Genomic DNA, 18229 nt, shown 5'->3' with positions numbered 1-18229 from the left:
ACAATCAAAGTTGATAAATACGTTTTTTCCAATTTTGGTATCTCTTCCATAATTGATGTATAGAGGCGGAAACACCGAGGTATTCCTGTCAATTTCCGTGCCCGTAATCTGTCCTAATAAGTTCCTGATCTCTTCAGGGGCAGCTGAGTTGTTCAGCTTAGCAAGCAATTCTATCGTAGCATAAGCTGCCTCGCGCAACTTGTGCGCCTGTGGGTCGCCGGACGGGATTGTTTCACCGTTCTTCAATCGTTCAAAAATGTCCGTGGTTTTGTTACTCATTCTATTGTTGTATTATACTTTGCGTAAAATCTTGATAGTTGTTGATTTTTCACTTCTTCATTTTTGCTAAAACATCTCTTGCTTTTTCAGCCTGTTCTTTGTTTATCGAATTTTCAATAATATCGAAAACGGTTTTTATCTGCTGTTCTGTAATTCCCGTGTTCATGCCGATTCCTATGTGTGATTCCAACTGTGATGCTAATCCCGGCATGGCTGCAAGTGCAGAAATGGTTGCTAATTCCCGTTGCTGGTAGGTAAGCACATCGCTGGCAAAAACATCGGCGAAAAGATGCTCCTTTAAAAAAGAATCGATACGCGGGGAGAACTCGCCGAAACCAGGTGCAGGTTTTGACTGGGGAGTTTTGGTCAAAACTTCTAGAACTTTTCTGCCCTGTTCATATTTGTCGACTACATTGTTCTCAACCACGATCTCTTTTCCGGTCTTGTCTGTGATGCCTTTTGTTTTTCTTTCGTCGGCTACGGTTTTGAATGTATTTAGTGCATTAAGACTTCTTGGAAAACCACAATAGGCATAAAGCTGAACCAATATTTCCTTGATCTCATTTACCGTAAGACCTGCTTCAAGTCCACTGTCAAGTTCGCTTTTAAGGTTCTTCAGGTCGCCGGTTGCGGTCAGTGCGGAGATGGCTGCTATGCTTTGCTGCTGGCCAGTCAGATGTTGTTTTTCCTGTGCCTCCATTTTATTTATGTTAAGGGTGAATACTACGATGAAAAATATACTTTTTGGCAGGTTAATTCTCATAAGGTCATTATTTATTCACCGCTGCATATTCGTCATCGGTAACGGGAGTTGTCCAGGTTACGTTATTGCCATTGAGCATATTTGAAATGGCAATGTGTACCATTTTACTATCAGCAGCTGCACCATGCCAGTGTTCCACACCCTTAGGAATGGCCACGGTACTGCCTTTGGTTAGTTTCTGGGCTGGTTTGCCACGTTCCTGGTACCATCCTTTGCCTTCGGTTATCAATAATACCTGGCCTATGGGGTGGGTATGCCAGTGTGTTCTGCCACGGGGACTAAAGGTGACCTGACCTACATTGTACAGGTTCTCCATCTGCTGAGGTGTTACAAGGGTTTGAACGTGTACTTCACCACTGAACCAATCGGATGATCCAGGATTTCCCAACGGGAAAATTGAACTGTTATTTTCTGCTGACATTTTATTTTCGTTTTTATGGTTGTTACAAGCTGTTGTTAATATTGTCAAACTTATAACCAGCAACATCGGTTTCAGTTTTTTTAAAGTATTGTCTATAATTTCTTTTAAGATTAGATCTTTCATATCAACTGGGCTAGCTTTGTACCTGCTTTTGTTCGGAAGCCGGATAACGGTCGCCAACAATGGTAATGTTGGCCACGCTTTTTTCAAGTTCATTCCATTCCTGTGCTGTGAAAGTAAATTCGGCGGCACGCAGGTTTTCTTCAAAGTGCGACAGCCTGGTCGTTCCCGGAATGGGAACGATAAAAGAAGCCTTTTGCAACAGCCACCCCAAGGCTGCCTGTGCAATGGTAATGCCCCTGGTACGACCAAATTTGTTCAGTTCTTCTACTATTTTAAGGTTTGACCGTATCGCTTCAGAAGTAAATCTTGGCAGGATATTGCGATTATCGTTACCAGAGTTAAAACTACTATATTCATTAATGGCCCCGGTTAAGAAACCACGGTTCAAAGGGCTGTAAGGCACGAAACCAATACCCAGTTCCTTACATATGGGCAAGACTTCCTTTTCTACTTCACGCCACATCAAATGGTATTCGCTTTGTATAGCGGTAATAGGCTGTACAGCATGTGCTTTGCGTATGATATCTGCCCCGACCTCACAAAGTCCAAAATTTTTTACCTTTCCTTCGGCTATAAGGTCTTTTACCGTTCCTGCCACATCTTCAATGGGCACTTTAGGATCAAAACGGTGTTGGTAGAGCAATTCTATCACATCAATTTTCAGACGTTTCAACGACGCCTCCACCATTTCACGAATGCGTTCAGGTCTGCTGTTTAGTCCGGCAGGAGCTTCGTTTACTTTGTTTCCCGTATAATTAAACCCGAATTTAGTTGTAACAGCAATCTTGCCCTTAAATTCTGCAAGTGCCTTGCCCGCCAGTTCTTCATTGATGAACGGACCGTAGGTTTCTGCGGTATCGAAAAGGGTAACACCACGCTCAACTACCTGGTGAGCCAGTTTTATCATCGCTTTTTCATCTGGATGCATGCCGCGGTGATAGTTCATTCCCATGACACCAAAGCCCAATGCCGAAACTTCCATAGCGGCAGTTCCTTTTCCTAATGTACGGCGTTCCGAAATGATAGGCATTTCCATATCTGTTTTAAAGTTTTTTACTGAATACTGTAACCGCCGTCCACCACCAGGGTATGACCTATTACAAAACTTGATGCATCACTGCAAAGCCAAAGCACGGCGTTGGCTATTTCTTCGGACCTTCCTAAACGGCCGGCAGGAACACTTTTCAGCATTGCATCAATAACCTCTGTCTGGCCACTGTTTAACATACCATCTAACATCGGTGTATGGATAATACCTGGACAGATGGAGTTGATCCGTATACCTTTGGAAGCATACTCCAAAGCGGCGCTTTTAGTCAACCCAATTACACCATGTTTAGCGGCATGGTAGGTCCCTCTTTGTGCACCACCTAAAATACCGCCAATAGATGAACAGTTGACTATAGCCCCGTTTCCCTGCTTTTTCATTTGTTGCAATTCGTATTTCATGCAGCTCCACTCGCCGCGCAAGTTTACGCCTATCACTTTGTCAAAATCTTCTCTTGTCTGATCAGCAGCGTCTGCCAGTACATTTTGGATACCTGCATTGTTATATGCGGCATCCAATCTTCCGAATGTTTCAACTGTTTTGTCAACCATTGCCTTAACCTGCGCATCATCCGAAACATCACAAACAATAGCCAGTGTTTTGTAACCGCCTGCCCTTAACTGGTCGGCGGCTTTGTTTACCAAATCTTTATCAAAATCAGCCAGGGCTACCAGTGCGCCTGCTTCTGCAAATGCCTTTGCTGTGGCAAATCCGATACCTTGTGCTGCTCCTGTAATAAGAACAACTTTATCTTCCATCTGTTTCATTATACAAAGTTCGTAAGCGGGTGGCAGACTGCTTTATATAGAATACAGATGTTTTTACCACTTTTACTGATTTTACCTCTGAACAGCCTTAATGGCAGTGGGGTTTGCTAAATTTGTATGGTAATTTTATAGGTGATGGAACACGTTGAAAGAATAGATACGGTTAAACAATACAACAACTATTTAAAGGTTGATACATTGCACCCGCTGGTAAGCGTGGTTAATTTTGATGAGGTACCAGCCATTCAGTACTACAGGTATTATATGGGAATATATGCGGTATTCCTAAAAGATATTAATTGTGGTGATATGGTTTATGGATGCCAGAACTATGATTATGATGATGGAACCCTGGTATTTATTTCCCCGGGGCAGGTTTACGGAGTGAACAGCAACGGAAAACTGATCAAGCCAACTGGATACGCGCTCATATTTCATCCAGATCTGATAAAGGGTACCCACTTGGGTAAGACAATCAAGGATTATTCTTTCTTTTCATACGAAGTAAGCGAAGCGCTTCATCTGTCGAAAAAGGAGAGAAAAACAATTGTAGACTGCCTCGAAAAAATTTCGACAGAAATAGAAATGAATATCGACAAACATAGCAAAACGCTCATCGTGTCAAACATCGAACTATTTCTGAACTACTGTATGCGGTATTATGACCGTCAGTTTATTACCCGTAGTAATGTAAATAAAGATATTCTGGTTCGTTTTGAAAACCTGCTGAATGATTATTTTAGGTCGGATAAGGCGCAAGTACTAGGTTTGCCTACCGTAGCCTGGTGCGCGGAACAGCTATATCTGTCAGCAAATTATTTTGGGGACCTGATCAAAAAGGAAACGGGTAACACTGCCCTGGATTATATCCAGACCAAATTGATGGACGAGGCAAAAGTTAAAATATTTGATGCCTCTAAATCCATAAATGATATAGCAAATGAACTGGGTTTCAAGTATCAGCAACACTTTACCAGGCTTTTTAAACAAAAAACAGGTATGACGCCAAATGAATACAGATCGCTAAATTGAACTCAGATATATCCTTATATAGCAACTTTACCACCAGTAATTGCTATTGTCGCACCAGCAATATAACTACTTTGTTCTGATGCAAGAAAAACATAAGCCGGTGCTATTTCAACTGGTTGTGCAGGTCGTTTCATTGGGCTTTCCTTGCCAAAATTTTCTGGCTCTGGCATTGTAGAAGGAATAAGGGGTGTCCAGACTGGCCCTGGGGCAACGGCATTTACCCTGATTCCAGTATCCTGTTCTAAAAGCATTTGAGCTAGATTGGCTGTGAAATTTTGTATAGCGCCTTTACTTGCCGCATAGGCAAGAAGAACAGCGTTGGGATGATATGAGTTTACAGATGCGGTATTAATAATTGAACTTCCCGGTTTCATAATTGGTTGGGCAGCCTTGCACAAATAAAACATACTCCTGATATTGGTATTGAAAGTTGTATCCCATTCTTCAACAGGAATTTCTTTTAGTGTTTTATGTCCCATCTGGAAAGCCGCATTATTTACTAATATATCTAACTGTCCAAATTCTTTAACTGCCAGCTGCACTAATTTCTTACAGTACTCATGATCTTTGACATCACCCTGTGATAAGATTGCTTTTTGCCCTGCCTGTTCTACCCATTTTGCGGTCTCCTTTGCATCGTCTGCTTCAGAATCATATCCATAGCTAACAATTACATCTGCGCCCTCACGGGCAAAAGCGATAGCAATTGCACGTCCAATACCAGAATCGGAGCCAGTAATAATTGCTTTAGCTCCTTTGAGCTTTTCTGAACCTACATAGGATTTTTCACCATGGTCAGCTTTAGGCGATAAGGCGTGATCTGTACCGGGAACTTCCTGCTTTTGCTTAGGAAAAGGGGGTACAGGATATTTGATGTGGGGATTTTTAAATGTTGTCATAGCGATATAGAATTATTGTATACCTAACAAACCTAAATTTATTATTGTTTATACATTTCTAAATCCTTTGCTGATCACCTTCAGTTATTACTTATAATTATCAACCAATCAAACGAATAAAGTTGTCGTAACCACGACAGTCTGTATAAGCATAGCATGTCGTGGTTTTTTAAACAGCGCGTTAACTTTGATGATGCGCTACCATCAAAATTTTTGAGCAAACTCTTCAGCAAATTCTGAAAATTTGATTTTCCCAGTGACAACCGAACCTTGATCAACCCAATCTTTTGGAATTTCCCCACTTCGGATACTGGCGCCCATCTCCATATACAATTTTGCCATTTCTTCAGGTAAACCAGCTTGTAACGCCCCTTGTAAGAACTGTTCATCAGTAAACTGAACCCAGGGAAGATCAGGTTTGCCTATAGCTACTCCAATAATTCCGGCAATTTCAGAAGGGCTTTTTACGTCACTTATAACGTATTTTACATTTTGGCCTGCAGGTGTTATTTTTAATTCTTCTGCAACTGCATCGGCGATGTCCTTAGGGTGTACCAATGGAATTATCGTATTGGCAAATAGGTTACCGCCCATAATACCCATTGCTTTAATCATTGGAATATCATTGTAATAATTGGTGTAAAAATAACCCGCCCTAAGGTATGTAACAGAGACTTTGTCTATTTGATGGAACAATTGTTCAATATGGTGAAGTCCGATAATAGGGCCCGTACCTTGTGCTAAATCTGCTCCGATACTGCTCAGCATCACTACACGTTTTACTCCAGATTCTGTTATTGCAGTAACAAAAGCCTTTCCAGCTTCCGCCATGTTGGCAATAACATTACTGCCACCCATATTAGGAGGGGTCATAGTGAATACAGCATCTGCACCTGTAAATGCATTTTTGAGGAAAAGGGCATCACTTACCGAGCCAATACTTGCCTCTGCACCCAGAACTTCTATATCCTGTATGCGGTCTGAACTGCTGCTAATTACCGTGACTTGATGTCCGGCAGCTATTAGTTTTTCGGTTAATGGTTTTCCGATATTGCCAAGAGAACCAGCGATTGTAATTTTCATATCTTGATTGCTTTAATAATTTATAATACAAAGCTATATTTGTACTTACTTTTATACAAGTACTTACCCCAAGGTATGTGTCATGACAGCAATCAAAGAAAATTCAACCATTCAGGAAAATAAGAGGTTTGCATTAGAACAGTGTCCGGTTACCTATGTTATGGAAAGGATAGGAGGATACTGGAAACCCATCATATTATACCATCTCTTTTCTGGCAGCAAACGATACAGCGAGTTAAAACGCGCAATTCCTGCGATAACAGAAAAGGTACTCATACAACATCTAAAACAACTGGAAGCAGACAACCTGGTTTTGCGCGAAGCCAAGGCTGTTGTGCCGCCATATGTCACTTATCGCTTAACCCCAGCCGGAGAAGACCTGGAGGTTGTTATAGACGCAATGACTTCCTGGGCATTCAAACAGAAAACTTGATGTAAGATTTCGTGTCTTTATGTGCTTTGTATGCAGCACTTCGGTTTTGCAGCAGCATTGCTCTTACAATTAATTATTAGTATACTGACCTACCTAGTTATTCTTTATTGGGAAACTTGCATTTAACCAGATAGGTAATGGCACAGAAGCATAATTAGCTTTAACCGTAAGAAAATTGCGAATGTATCTGTTGGGATAGGGAGGATACAGCTTTTTCAATGCAAAACAAATTTTTAATACGATGATAGTATTAATAGTGTCGGTTTAGAAAATATTATACACATTTGCTTTAACATTTAGTAAATTGTACAGAGATATTCGGCCATGTATATATACAATGATTTTACAGATCAGCAACTTGTTGACCTATTGAGGTCTGGAGATCATGCGGCTTATACTGAATTATATAGGCGTTATTTTAAACTGTTATTTAAGCATGCGTTCGTTCGACTAAAGAACGAGGATGAGTCTAAAGACATAATTCAAGAGCTTTTTACTCATCTATGGTACAAACATGAGTCCTTGCAACCTGACCGAAATATTTCCAATTATTTGTATGCTGCTGTTCGGAATAGAATATTTGATTTGATCTCACGTAAAAATCTTGAATCAAAATATATTTCTCAGCTTCCTCAAAACATAGATGTTGCAGACTGTATTACGGATCATATGGTTCGGGAAAGCCAGTTGAGGCAATTGATCAATAATGAAATACAAGGTCTCCCGCCAAAAATGCGCCAAGTTTTTGAGCTCAGCAGGAATGAAAATCTAAGTCATAAGGAAATTGCTGAACGTTTAAACCTGAATGAACAATCCGTGAGAAGTCATGTGAAAAATGCTTTAAGAATATTAAGAGTTAAGCTTGGGTTGCTTGCATGGCTAATTTGTCTTTTAAAGCTGTAAATTATTTTTATTTTTTTACCCCCATACCTATATGTTCAACCGTCTATAGTTTTAAAGCCCATTTAATTCGATGGATCTATGCAAATGAACATCAAAGAACTACTTACTAAATACAGGGATGGAAAAATAAGTGAGTCAGAAATGGCCCTGCTGGAAACCTGGTATTTAAAATGGACACCTGAATCAGAAGAGATCAATATTGAAAAACTTGATCAACTGGAGGAGGAGGTTTATGCTAAACTGCCTATTCCTGTAAAGCGAGTTAAGCTTTGGCCCAGGATTGCTGCTGCCGCGGCGATTATATTAATTATTAGTGTCGGTTTATTTTATTTTGATAAACAAAATGACAGCCAAAAATATGCATCTACTTATGACAACGACCTGGATCCCGGTTCAACCGGCGCTACGCTAACTTTAGCCAATGGCAAAACGATTAAGTTGGGTACGGCAACGAATGGGGAGCTGGCAAAAGAATCTGGAGTAACCATAACGAAAACTGCTGATGGTCAGATTCTGTATGAGGTAAAAGATCCTGTCCATTCCGAACCAGGTCAAATCAATACGCTTTCTACGGCGAAAGGAGAAACCTATCGGGTACGGTTGCCGGATCAAAGTGAGGTGTGGCTAAATGCGGCTTCAGTAATTAAATATCCTGCCTCATTTACAAAAATGAAAGATCGTCGGATAGAACTTGAAGGAGAAGCCTATTTTCAGGTAACAAGGGATAAAAACCACCCCTTCATTGTAAAAACAGATAAACAGGAAGTCAAAGTTCTGGGTACACATTTTAATGTAAAGGCTTATTTGGACGAGCCTCTTACAAAGACCACATTAGTAGAAGGAAGTGTGCAGGTATCTGATCACATTAGTACTCAAACTTTAAAGCCAGGGGAACAGGCAACTCTTTTACAAAAAGGGAATTTTCAAATTGGCCCATCGGATGAAGTCCTTGATCTGGCCTGGAAGAACAATGAATTTATGTTTGAAAGTGCCTCCATTGAAAATGTAATGAAAATGGTAGAACGCTGGTATAATGTGGAAGTTATTTATGTGGGAGAAAAATCTTCAGAAAAATTTGGCGGGGGTGTCTCAAGATTTGATAAGGTGTCTAAAGTTCTGGAATTGTTGGAACGTACAGGTGCAGTTAAATTCAGAATTGAGAACAGAAAAATATATGTTATGAAATCTGCCGAATAGTAAAGAATCAAGTAGAGTCATATCAATAATTAACAGAGTATTCAAATTAATAATTCACAAAATCATGAGAAAAAATTTACGACAGAAAAGCTAAAGACTAAGCAAAGTAAACCAGAAGTGCTGTTAACACCTCTGGTTACAGTTTGGAAACAATTAATTGAAAATCAACCAACCCGCAGAATGCCCGTAGTTTTCGACGACAAAGGGGCAAACTGCATCTAACCAAATCTTAAACGAATGTATAAAAATTATACAAGGAAACTTGGCATATCCCATTGCCTGCACCACAAAATATTACTAATTATGCGATTAACCACCGTTATAATAATAGCATCCCTTATGCGGGTAAGTGCCGCAGGTTATGCTCAAAAAATAAGCCTATCCAGGTCAAATGTACCCTTAAAGACAATTTTTAGAGATATTAAAAATCAAAGTGGCTATAATTTTCTTTATACAGAGAGCTTGCTCAAAAATACAAATTCGGTAACCATTGAAGTAAAAAATACCGAACTTTTGGAAGTTTTAAAGCTAATTTTTAGTAAACAACCGCTCATTTATGAAATTGACAGTAAGACCGTTATAGTAGAGCGAAAGAAAAACTCTCTGATTCAAAGTTTGGAGATTGAATCCCCTCAAACAGACATACATGGTAAAGTGCTGAACAATGATGGATTAGCCCTGTCAGGAGCGTCAGTTAAAGTAAAAGAAACCAATAAGGTCGTTTCTACAAATGTAAATGGTGAGTTCAGAATTGATGCTAAAAAAGGTGATATTTTAGAAATTTCAATGGTAGGTTACTCCACCGTATTTGTAACCATTGGCAACGAAACGTCTTTATCCATCAAATTGCAAATGACAAACGAGGAACTGAATGAAGTTGTTGTGGTTGCTTATGGTACCCAGAAAAAAGTGAATTTAACCGGATCGGTTTCGTCTATCAGCGTAAATGAAATAAAAGACAGGTCAAATACCAATCTACTGACATCTGTACAAGGTAAAGTTCCTGGTGTGACCATTATTTCCCGCCCAAATGAAACACCATCCATTAATTTTCGTGGAAGGGGTAACCTGTTAATCTCTGCTCCATTGTTTGTTATTGACGGCGTAATTTCAGATGCAGGAATTTTTTCAAATCTGGATCCAAATAGTATAGAATCGGTTTCTTTTCTGAAAGATGCCGCTTCATCTTCTATCTATGGTTCTCGTGCGGCTTATGGAGTAGTGCTGGTGACCACCAAATCAGGAAAAAAAGGTGCACTAAATGTTTCCTATAATGCATTTGTGGGTTCCAAATCATCTACCTATCGCCCAAATATGTTAAATTCCTGGGATTATGTCAAACTTTATAATGAAGGGCTTGTAAACCGGGGTCTTGCGCCATTATATACGGATGAGCAAATAGAATGGTTTAAGGATGGTTCAAAACCAGATTACTACCCGAATACAAAGTGGCTCGATCTGGTACTGGATAAGTCGGCCATCACCACACAGCACTCCTTAAATTTTAGTGGTGGTACAGACAAGACCCGTTATTTTACAAGTCTTGGCTATCTTTATGATGACCAGTTTATGCCAGGCCAGAATAACAAACGTTACAACTTTCAAACGAAGCTTTCCTCTGATGTAACCAACTGGTTAACCTTAAATACCAACGTCTCTTATATCAGAAGCCAAAATGACCGGAATAATGGCGCTACTTCAGACTACCAGATGCAATATGTACCCTCAACAATGGTAGCCCGCCAGTCTAATGGAGAATGGGGAACAATATCCGGAGGAACAATAGCATCGCAAAGCTTTATCAATTACAACCCTTTACGCAATTTAAACAAGAATGACTGGGCACATAACAATTCTGCCAATACAATTATTGACTTAGGATTTGATTTGAAGCCCATTAAAGGTTTAACTATTAGTGGACAAGGATCTTATACCGGTACAGAGATCAAAAATAAAAATTATACTGGCTTGCAGAATAATGTCCATAATTTTATAACAGGTTCTGAAATTCCGGGTACCGGAATTACAATAAACCAAATGAATTTATCGTGGTCAAATACGATGAGAATGCTGTACACTGCTACCGCGAAATACAACTGGAAGAATGACAAGCATGACCTTTCCGTATTAGGCGGAACATCTTATGAACATAACAGATATGAAGGCTTATCTGCTTCACGTAAAAACTTTCCCACGGATGACTTAACAGACCTGGGTGCTGGCTCATCAGCCGGTCCGGATATCACCAATGGCGGGGGCTTATATGAGTTTAACCTCAATTCCTATTTCGGGCGCATTAATTACAGTTATCTGGGTCGTTATTTATTTGAGGGAAATATCAGAACAGATGGATCTTCCAGGTTCTATAAAGACTCGAGATGGGGCGTATTCCCTTCGTTTTCGGCAGGCTGGCTCATTAGCGAGGAATCTTTTTTGAAAAAAGTAAACTGGATTAACCTTTTAAAGTTTAGAGGTTCTTACGGAGTATTGGGCAATATTAATAATGTTGGCAATTATGACTATTTCCAAAGCTATAACAATAGTCTTGGCTATAATTTTGAAGGTCAGGTTGTAGCCGGTATATCAGAATCAAAACCTGCAAACACTAATTTAAGCTGGGAAAAAGTTGCGATAACAGACTTTGGCGCTGATTTGGAAATATTAAATCAAAAGTTAAGTCTCTCCCTTGATTATTATATTAAAAATACCAGCAATATTTTGTTGGCCTACAATGTTCCAGCTGAAGTGGGCGTCTCCGTCAGACCTTCACAAAATATAGGAAAAGTAGAAAATAAAGGTTTGGAATTGGCATTGACTTACAAAAATCAGGTGGGCGGTTTCCATTACACAATTGGTGGGAATATGTCTGTGAATACGAACCGCATAACCAATTTAGGTGGATCTGACAATACAATTTATGGTGGAGGTGATAAGATCAATTATATCTATAAAGTTGGTCAGCCAATGGGGTCTTATTATGGATACGTGACTGATGGACTCTATACCCAGGCAGAAATTGATAAAGGAGAGTATTATAAAATGGGTCGTATTCCTAATGCGGGCGATATCAAATATGTTCCTCAAAGATCGAATGTAGCTTGGAAAAGCGATATTACAGGAGATGACAGGGTGGTTCTCGGAGCTGATGTACCTAAATATACTTATAGTGCAAACATAAGCCTGGAATACAAAAACTTTCAACTATCTGTTTTTGGACAGGGAATTAGCGGAGCGCAGGTTGCTTTTGAGAATGACGCCCTTGTACCATTTTTTCTAGGTGGCAATGCCAGAACATTTCACCTGCAGAGATGGACGGCAGAGAACCCTAATCCACAAGCAGTTTATCCACGCATATACGGCGGTGGTACATTAGATAATTATAATAACCAATTTTCACAATATTCATTATTTGACGCCGATTATTTCCGCATTAAAAACATTTCGCTAGGGTACAAAATTGCCGATAGAATACTTAAGAAGTATGGTATTTCATCGGCAAGATTCTTTGTGAATTTGGAAAACATGTTTACCATTCGCGCCGACCATAAAATGAAGGATTTTGATCCGGAAACAGCCAGTGGAAGGTCTTTAGGAATTGGAATTAAAACCGCTTCAGTGGGTATTAATTTAACATTATAGGTTGAAAACAGATAAAATTTGAATTATGAAAATCTTATTAAATAAAATAATAATTGCCGTATCGTTCCTTAGCATTTTAATAGCTTGTAAAAAACTGGATGTTATACCACCCTCAGAAGTTGCCGCAGAAAGCTTTTGGAAAACGGAGAAAGATGCGTGGATGGGTTTAAATGCATGTTACAGTCAGCTTCCTGGTTGGGATGGCTATATTGAACTGGCAACAGATAATGGTCATAGTCAAAAAACCTGGGAAGGGCCGTATGAGTCTATACAACTTAATTCCATAAGTGCCGGAGATAATTTCGGGTATAGTTACAGTGGTATCCGCATTCAGAATAATTTCTTGGAAAAAGTAGACAACTGCACAATGGATGAGTCATTACGTACAAGAATGAAAGCGGAGGCTCGGTTCATCCGCGCATTTGCTTACTTATCGCTCACTTCTTATTTCGGCAAAGTTGCCTTGGTCACTACGGTACTACCTTATAACGCACCAGCTGTACCACGTGACCCCGTTGCAAAAGTACATGAGTTTATCTTAAACGAATTGGCAGAGGTTGCAGATCTTTTACCTCAGGATTATGCAGGTGGGTACTTAAAAGAAAAAGGACGCATTACCCGTTCGGGTGCTTTAGCACTAAGGGCAAGAGCAGCCTTATATTTTGGCAATTTTGCAGAAGCAGAAAAATCTGCGGGCCTGGTCATATCTGAGGGGAAACATAGTTTATTCCGCGTTAGCGCATTAAATGCTGCGCAGCAGAAAGAGGCCGATGAAATGGACCAGTTTATTGATTTCGATGCCAACGGGGTTGATAAGAATAAATTTATAAAAGGAATGTTTAGCTATGAAACCCTATGGCATGGTGCAAATGCAAAACCGGATAATCCTGAATATGTGGTCACCCGCGGCTACATGGACGATATAAACCAAAGTGATTTTACACGCTATACCTATATTAGACCCAGCCAGCTGGTATCAGGTTATAGTTCTCTTAAACCCGTTCAGGATTTGGTGGATGCATATTGGGATATCGATGGTCAAACGGTTAGACCACTTATCTCCACACAAACCCGGAAAACCAATTTTGAGGCGATGAATACTGTGGTTAGTGGTATGGATCAGGTGCAATATATCGCTAAGGTACCGACCATGAATTTAAAGAGTTATCCTTATATGAGCGAGTTTCGCAATAGAGACAGCCGTTTATATGCGTCCATTCTGTTTCCTTTTAAAGGTTGGCATGAAACCGATTTTTCTGGACCATTTTATTACCGTTGGGATCCTTCCTATGTGAATAACGGAAATGAATCGTCGAGTGGTTACAGTTGGCGTAAACTGGTTTCTTTAACGCCTTATCAGGCCTATCCAGGTGAGGGCTGGTCGGCCGATGACTTTCCAATCATCAGGTATGCAGAGGTTTTATTGACCTTTGCTGAAGCCCGTATACAAAATGTAGGTTGGGACTCAGAAGTTCAAAAAGTTTTAAATGACCTGCGGGATAGATGTGGAATGCGGAATGTTCCTGTATCTATGTCAAAGGATGCTGCACTTGATTTTGTTCGAAATGAAAGAAGGATAGAACTGGCGGGTGAAGGAAATCGTTTTTATGACCTGCGTCGTTATGGTGGAGCCTATTGTTCAACTGTCATGAACCGGGAAACATTTACACCTAGTGGGTATCCTGTGGTTAAAAAAACATGGGATAATCGTTTATTGCTATTGCCAATACCGCAATCTGCTATGGATTTAAACCCATTATTAAAGAGTGATCAAAACCCGGGATATCAGTAAATCATGCAAATTGGAACCGTGCAGCCATTATTACCTTACTGTTCAAATCAGACAACTTAATCCATATGAACCAATTCAAATATTCGCTACGTACTGGATACATAATCCTTTTAATATTTTTTGTGAGCATTTTTACAAGTTCTTTAACTGCGCAGACGAAGGTAAAACTTTATAAATTATCTGCTTTCGGGATCTTTCCAAACAACGGAAAAAACACAACACCACTTTTAGCTGCGGTATTGAAAAAGATCAGAAATGAAACGGCTAAGGATGAAACAGTTAAAATCCAATTACAGAAAGGACGGTATGATTTCTATCCTGAGGGAGCTGGAATAAGGGAATACTTTATTTCTAATCATGATCAGGATAATCCAAAAACGGTTGGGATTGAACTCGAAAATTTTAAAAATGTCATTCTGGACGGTAGGGGGGCCGATCTGATATTTCACGGACGGATGCTGCCTATAGCTCTGCTCGGATGCAGTAATCTAATATTGAAGGACCTGCAGGTCGACTTTGAAACGCCCCAGATCAGCCAGGTCAAAATCTTGGAAAATGACACGTTGGCTGGCAGTATTGTTTTCCAGACGGCGCCATGGGTTAAATATACCGTGAAAGACAGTGTCTTCTATAATAAAGGTGAAGGCTGGGAAATGAGTCCGGTTTCCGGGATTGCATTTGAAGAAGGGACCAAAAGGATCGTATTCAACAGTGGTGATATCAGGGTAGGGACTAAAGGGGTAAGTGAAATCTCTCCGGGAATTCTCAAAGCACATCATTGGAATAACAAACGGCTCGTACCAGGAACCGTAATCGCGATGAGAACCTGGGACCGTCCAGCACCCGGTATTTTTGTGCATAAATGCAAGGATATTAGCCTTAAGGATATCACTGTGCATTATGCGGAAGGCATGGGATTATTGGCTCAGTTAACAGAAAATATATATATGGATGGATTTTCCGTTCGTTTAAGAGGTAAAGCGGATCCCCGCTACTTCACCACCCAGGCTGATGCCACTCATTTTTCCGGATGTAAGGGAAAGATCGTTTCCACTAACGGACTTTATGAGGGAATGATGGATGATGCGATCAACATACATGGAACATATCTCAAATTGATCAAGCGATTGGATGACCGAACTATCATAGGTCGATATATGCATAGCCAGTCTTATGGATTTGATTGGGGTAATATCGGAGATACTGTACAGTTTGTACGTTCAAAGACGATGGAACAGTTCCGTGATCGGAATATTATCAAATCCATTAGTGTGGTTCAGGGAAGAGGGGAGCCGATCAAAGAATTTAGAATTGAATTTAAGGAACCGCTCGACAAGCAATTAGACCCTGCCATGCTGGATGTGGGAATAGAAAACCTGAGTTGGACGCCTTCAGTGGTTTTTACGCACAACATTGTGAGGAACAATAGGGCAAGAGGTGCGCTTTTCAGTACCCCTAAACCAACACTGGTGGCATACAATCTGTTTGATCACACTTCAGGGTCCGCCATTCTGCTCTGTGGCGATAGCAACGGTTGGTTTGAGTCAGGTTCCTGTCACGATTTGACCATCCGTAATAACAGGTTCGTAAATGCGCTGACAAGTATGTACCAGTTTACCAATGCAGTGATTTCAATCTACCCTGAAATCCCAGACCTGAAAAGCCAGAAGCAGTATTTTCATAGTGGTATACGCATAGAACACAATAAGTTTGAAATGTTTGACCAACCGATCCTATATGCCAGATCAGTGAATGGCCTGACCTTTAAGAATAATGAAATTAGAAAGAATAAGCAGTATCCTGCTTTTCACCGCAATAAAAAACCGATCCTTTTGGATAAGGTTGACAACGCAGTAGTAAAGGATAACAGATCTGATGGATTAATCAATGATCTTCTGAAAAATTAGTCAACTAAAAAGATAATATGAATAGAAAAGATTTTGTAAAAACTTCGGGGATTGCAATGGCTTCCCTGGCAATATTGCCGACAGGCAAATTGTTTTCAAAAAATGCAAATGCTAAACTTAAACTTGCTATTATTGGCGTAGGTGAACGTGGGTCCATGCATTTGGATTTACTTCTGAAAAGAGATGATGTAGATGTAGTAGCCGTATGTGATGTGGATGGAAAAGTGATAGAGAGGGCTAAAAGATATATCAGCAAGAGTGGTAAAAAAATGGCGCAATTTTTTACCGATGGTAGTGATGCCTGGAAAAAAATGCTTGAAATTAAAGGGGGGATCGATGGTATCGTTATTGCTACTCCTTGGGAATGTCATAAAGAAATGATCATTTCTTCGATTGAATCAGGAATAAAATATGTGGGTACAGAGGTTATGTTGGGTATTACCTTACAAGATCATTGGGATGTTGTAAAAGCAACAGAAAAATACAATGCCCATGTCATGATGCTGGAGAATGTTTGTTATAGAAGAGATGTAATGGCAGCATTAAATATGGTTAGACAAGGGCTGTTTGGCGAAATGATTCACTTACAAGGGGGGTATCAACACGACTTACGGGAAGTAAAATTTAATGATGGTATTCATCCTTACGGACATGGTGTGGAATTTGGTGAAAAAGGATATTCAGAAGCCCATTGGAGAACTGAACATTCCGTTCACCGTAATGGTGATTTATACCCTACACATGGCATTGGCCCTATCGCACATTATATCAATATCAACAGGGGGAACCGTTTTCTTACGCTCAGTTCTCTTTCTTCAAAATCAAGAGGTTTGCATAATCATATTGTTAAAGGTGGTGGAGAAAATCATCCTAATGCAAAGGTTAATTTTAAACTGGGTGATGTAGTGACGACCTCAATAAGTTGTGCTAATGGAGAGAGTATTTTACTACAACATGATACAAGCCTGCCAAGGCCCTATTCATTAGGTTTCCGGGTGCAGGGCACAGAAGGTCTGTGGATGGATGTAAATAATGGTGTTTATCTGCAAGGTAAAACAGCTAAAGATGAAGAATGGGATGATGCAAAAATATGGTTTGACAAATATGACCATCCTTTATGGGCAAGGTGGAGTAAAGAAACGACGGGTGCAGGCCATGGTGGTATGGACTTTTTTGTAATCCATTCCTTTATCGAATCCATTAAGCGAAATGTACCTACACCGATGGATGTATATGATGCGGCAACATGGAGTGCTATTACCCCTTTAAGCGAACAATCTATTGAACTTGGTAATGAAACCATAGACTTCCCTGATTTTACAGGAGGAAAATGGATGTATAGAAAACCTGTATTTGCACTAACCGACGAGTATTAATTTTTACTAAAAAGCCGCTCTGGTCTTAACATCAGAGCGGATTGGTTACGCAATTGATCTTAGCCATTTCGCAGAGAGTGGAGCGTTTTAGCATAAAATTTTACTTTAATTAAAATAAAACAAGGGCGATTTTGATCCTTTTTACTCTTAACGTATTGTACCCTCTGGGACTGCCACAGGTCCTTTAATTTACTTCTCTTTGTATCGTCATGACGAATTAACAGAATTTTTAATCATTTAAATTTTTAAAATCATGGGACTATTAAGACAAGGAATCCTTGGTGGATTTCGTAAGAAAACGGGCAGCGTTGTAGGGGCGTATTGGAGAACGCTTGATGTGATCAGGGGTTTACCGAGAAGCAGCGGTAAAGCGCCTACTCAGGCTCAAAAAGATCAGCAGCTGAAATTTGGTTTAACCACTGGCTTTCTGAGCTGGATCAGCGATTTGGTGTTTACGGGTTACAAGTCGATGAGTAAAATCGCTACGCCTATGAACGTGGCGGTATCGTACAACATTAGCGCTGCGATTACGGGTATTTCGCCCAATTTTACTTTGGATTATTCGAA

Annotated in this window: 15 protein-coding genes and 1 pseudogene; 9 read left to right on the top strand and 7 right to left on the bottom strand. The window is 40.0% G+C overall.

Annotated features, from left to right (window positions below):
* The 5 genes and pseudogenes from VNZ46_RS01985 to VNZ46_RS01965 form a co-directional block, all read right to left on the bottom strand.
* Positions 1-279 (bottom strand): annotated as a pseudogene (locus VNZ46_RS01985) (sugar O-acetyltransferase); the annotation flags it as partial.
* Between the two features lie 49 nt (positions 280-328).
* A complete protein-coding gene (locus tag VNZ46_RS01980; protein WP_325558391.1) occupies positions 329-979 on the bottom strand; it encodes a carboxymuconolactone decarboxylase family protein in 651 nt (216 codons plus the stop codon).
* 70 nt (positions 980-1049) lie between these two features.
* The gene (locus tag VNZ46_RS01975; protein WP_325558390.1) at positions 1050-1586 is read right to left on the bottom strand and encodes a (R)-mandelonitrile lyase; all 537 of its coding nucleotides are present in this window, start codon (positions 1584-1586) and stop codon (positions 1050-1052) included.
* A 10-nt stretch (positions 1587-1596) separates the two neighbouring features.
* Positions 1597-2622, bottom strand: a complete 1026-nt coding sequence (locus tag VNZ46_RS01970) for an aldo/keto reductase (RefSeq protein ID WP_325558389.1) — start codon at positions 2620-2622, stop codon at positions 1597-1599.
* 17 nt (positions 2623-2639) lie between these two features.
* On the bottom strand, positions 2640-3401 hold the full coding sequence (locus tag VNZ46_RS01965) for an SDR family NAD(P)-dependent oxidoreductase (protein WP_325558388.1): 762 nt from the start codon (positions 3399-3401) through the stop codon (positions 2640-2642).
* Positions 3402-3536: 135 nt separating this feature from the next.
* On the opposite strand from VNZ46_RS01965, the gene VNZ46_RS01960 reads away from it, so the two are divergent.
* Positions 3537-4433, top strand: a complete 897-nt coding sequence (locus VNZ46_RS01960) for a helix-turn-helix transcriptional regulator (protein WP_325558387.1) — start codon at positions 3537-3539, stop codon at positions 4431-4433.
* Positions 4434-4447: 14 nt separating this feature from the next.
* Here the strand turns inward: VNZ46_RS01960 and VNZ46_RS01955 are convergent, their stop codons facing one another.
* Both VNZ46_RS01955 and VNZ46_RS01950 read right to left on the bottom strand, forming a co-directional pair.
* Positions 4448-5332, bottom strand: coding sequence for an SDR family oxidoreductase (locus VNZ46_RS01955; protein ID WP_325558386.1), 885 nt, complete (start codon positions 5330-5332; stop codon positions 4448-4450).
* 204 nt (positions 5333-5536) lie between these two features.
* Positions 5537-6415, bottom strand: coding sequence for an NAD(P)H-binding protein (locus VNZ46_RS01950; RefSeq protein ID WP_325558385.1), 879 nt, complete (start codon positions 6413-6415; stop codon positions 5537-5539).
* Positions 6416-6497: 82 nt separating this feature from the next.
* Here VNZ46_RS01950 and VNZ46_RS01945 point away from each other — a divergent pair, with 82 nt between their 5' ends.
* The 8 genes from VNZ46_RS01945 to VNZ46_RS01910 all read left to right on the top strand — a co-directional run.
* Positions 6498-6848: a winged helix-turn-helix transcriptional regulator gene (locus VNZ46_RS01945; protein WP_133778499.1), complete on the top strand. Its 351-nt coding sequence runs from the start codon at positions 6498-6500 to the stop codon at positions 6846-6848.
* A 324-nt stretch (positions 6849-7172) separates the two neighbouring features.
* On the top strand, positions 7173-7751 hold the full coding sequence (locus VNZ46_RS01940) for an RNA polymerase sigma-70 factor (RefSeq protein WP_325558383.1): 579 nt from the start codon (positions 7173-7175) through the stop codon (positions 7749-7751).
* 78 nt (positions 7752-7829) lie between these two features.
* Entirely contained in the window at positions 7830-8948 is a 1119-nt protein-coding gene (locus VNZ46_RS01935; protein ID WP_325558382.1) for a FecR family protein, read from the top strand.
* A 303-nt stretch (positions 8949-9251) separates the two neighbouring features.
* A complete protein-coding gene (locus tag VNZ46_RS01930; RefSeq protein WP_325558381.1) occupies positions 9252-12587 on the top strand; it encodes a TonB-dependent receptor in 3336 nt (1111 codons plus the stop codon).
* Positions 12588-12612: 25 nt separating this feature from the next.
* A complete protein-coding gene (locus VNZ46_RS01925; RefSeq protein WP_325558380.1) occupies positions 12613-14379 on the top strand; it encodes a RagB/SusD family nutrient uptake outer membrane protein in 1767 nt (588 codons plus the stop codon).
* Positions 14380-14501: 122 nt separating this feature from the next.
* Positions 14502-16286, top strand: coding sequence for an alpha-1,3-galactosidase-related protein (locus VNZ46_RS01920; protein WP_325558379.1), 1785 nt, complete (start codon positions 14502-14504; stop codon positions 16284-16286).
* A gap of 17 nt (positions 16287-16303) precedes the next feature.
* Positions 16304-17662, top strand: coding sequence for a Gfo/Idh/MocA family protein (locus VNZ46_RS01915; RefSeq protein WP_325558378.1), 1359 nt, complete (start codon positions 16304-16306; stop codon positions 17660-17662).
* A gap of 253 nt (positions 17663-17915) precedes the next feature.
* Positions 17916-18229 (top strand): DUF6266 family protein (locus tag VNZ46_RS01910; protein WP_325558377.1); only part of this gene is annotated, 314 nt, incomplete at its 3' end.

The organism is Pedobacter sp. (genome assembly GCF_035566355.1).
Lineage (GTDB): Bacteria > Bacteroidota > Bacteroidia > Sphingobacteriales > Sphingobacteriaceae > Pedobacter.
This window is presented reverse-complemented; position numbering and strand designations above follow the sequence as displayed.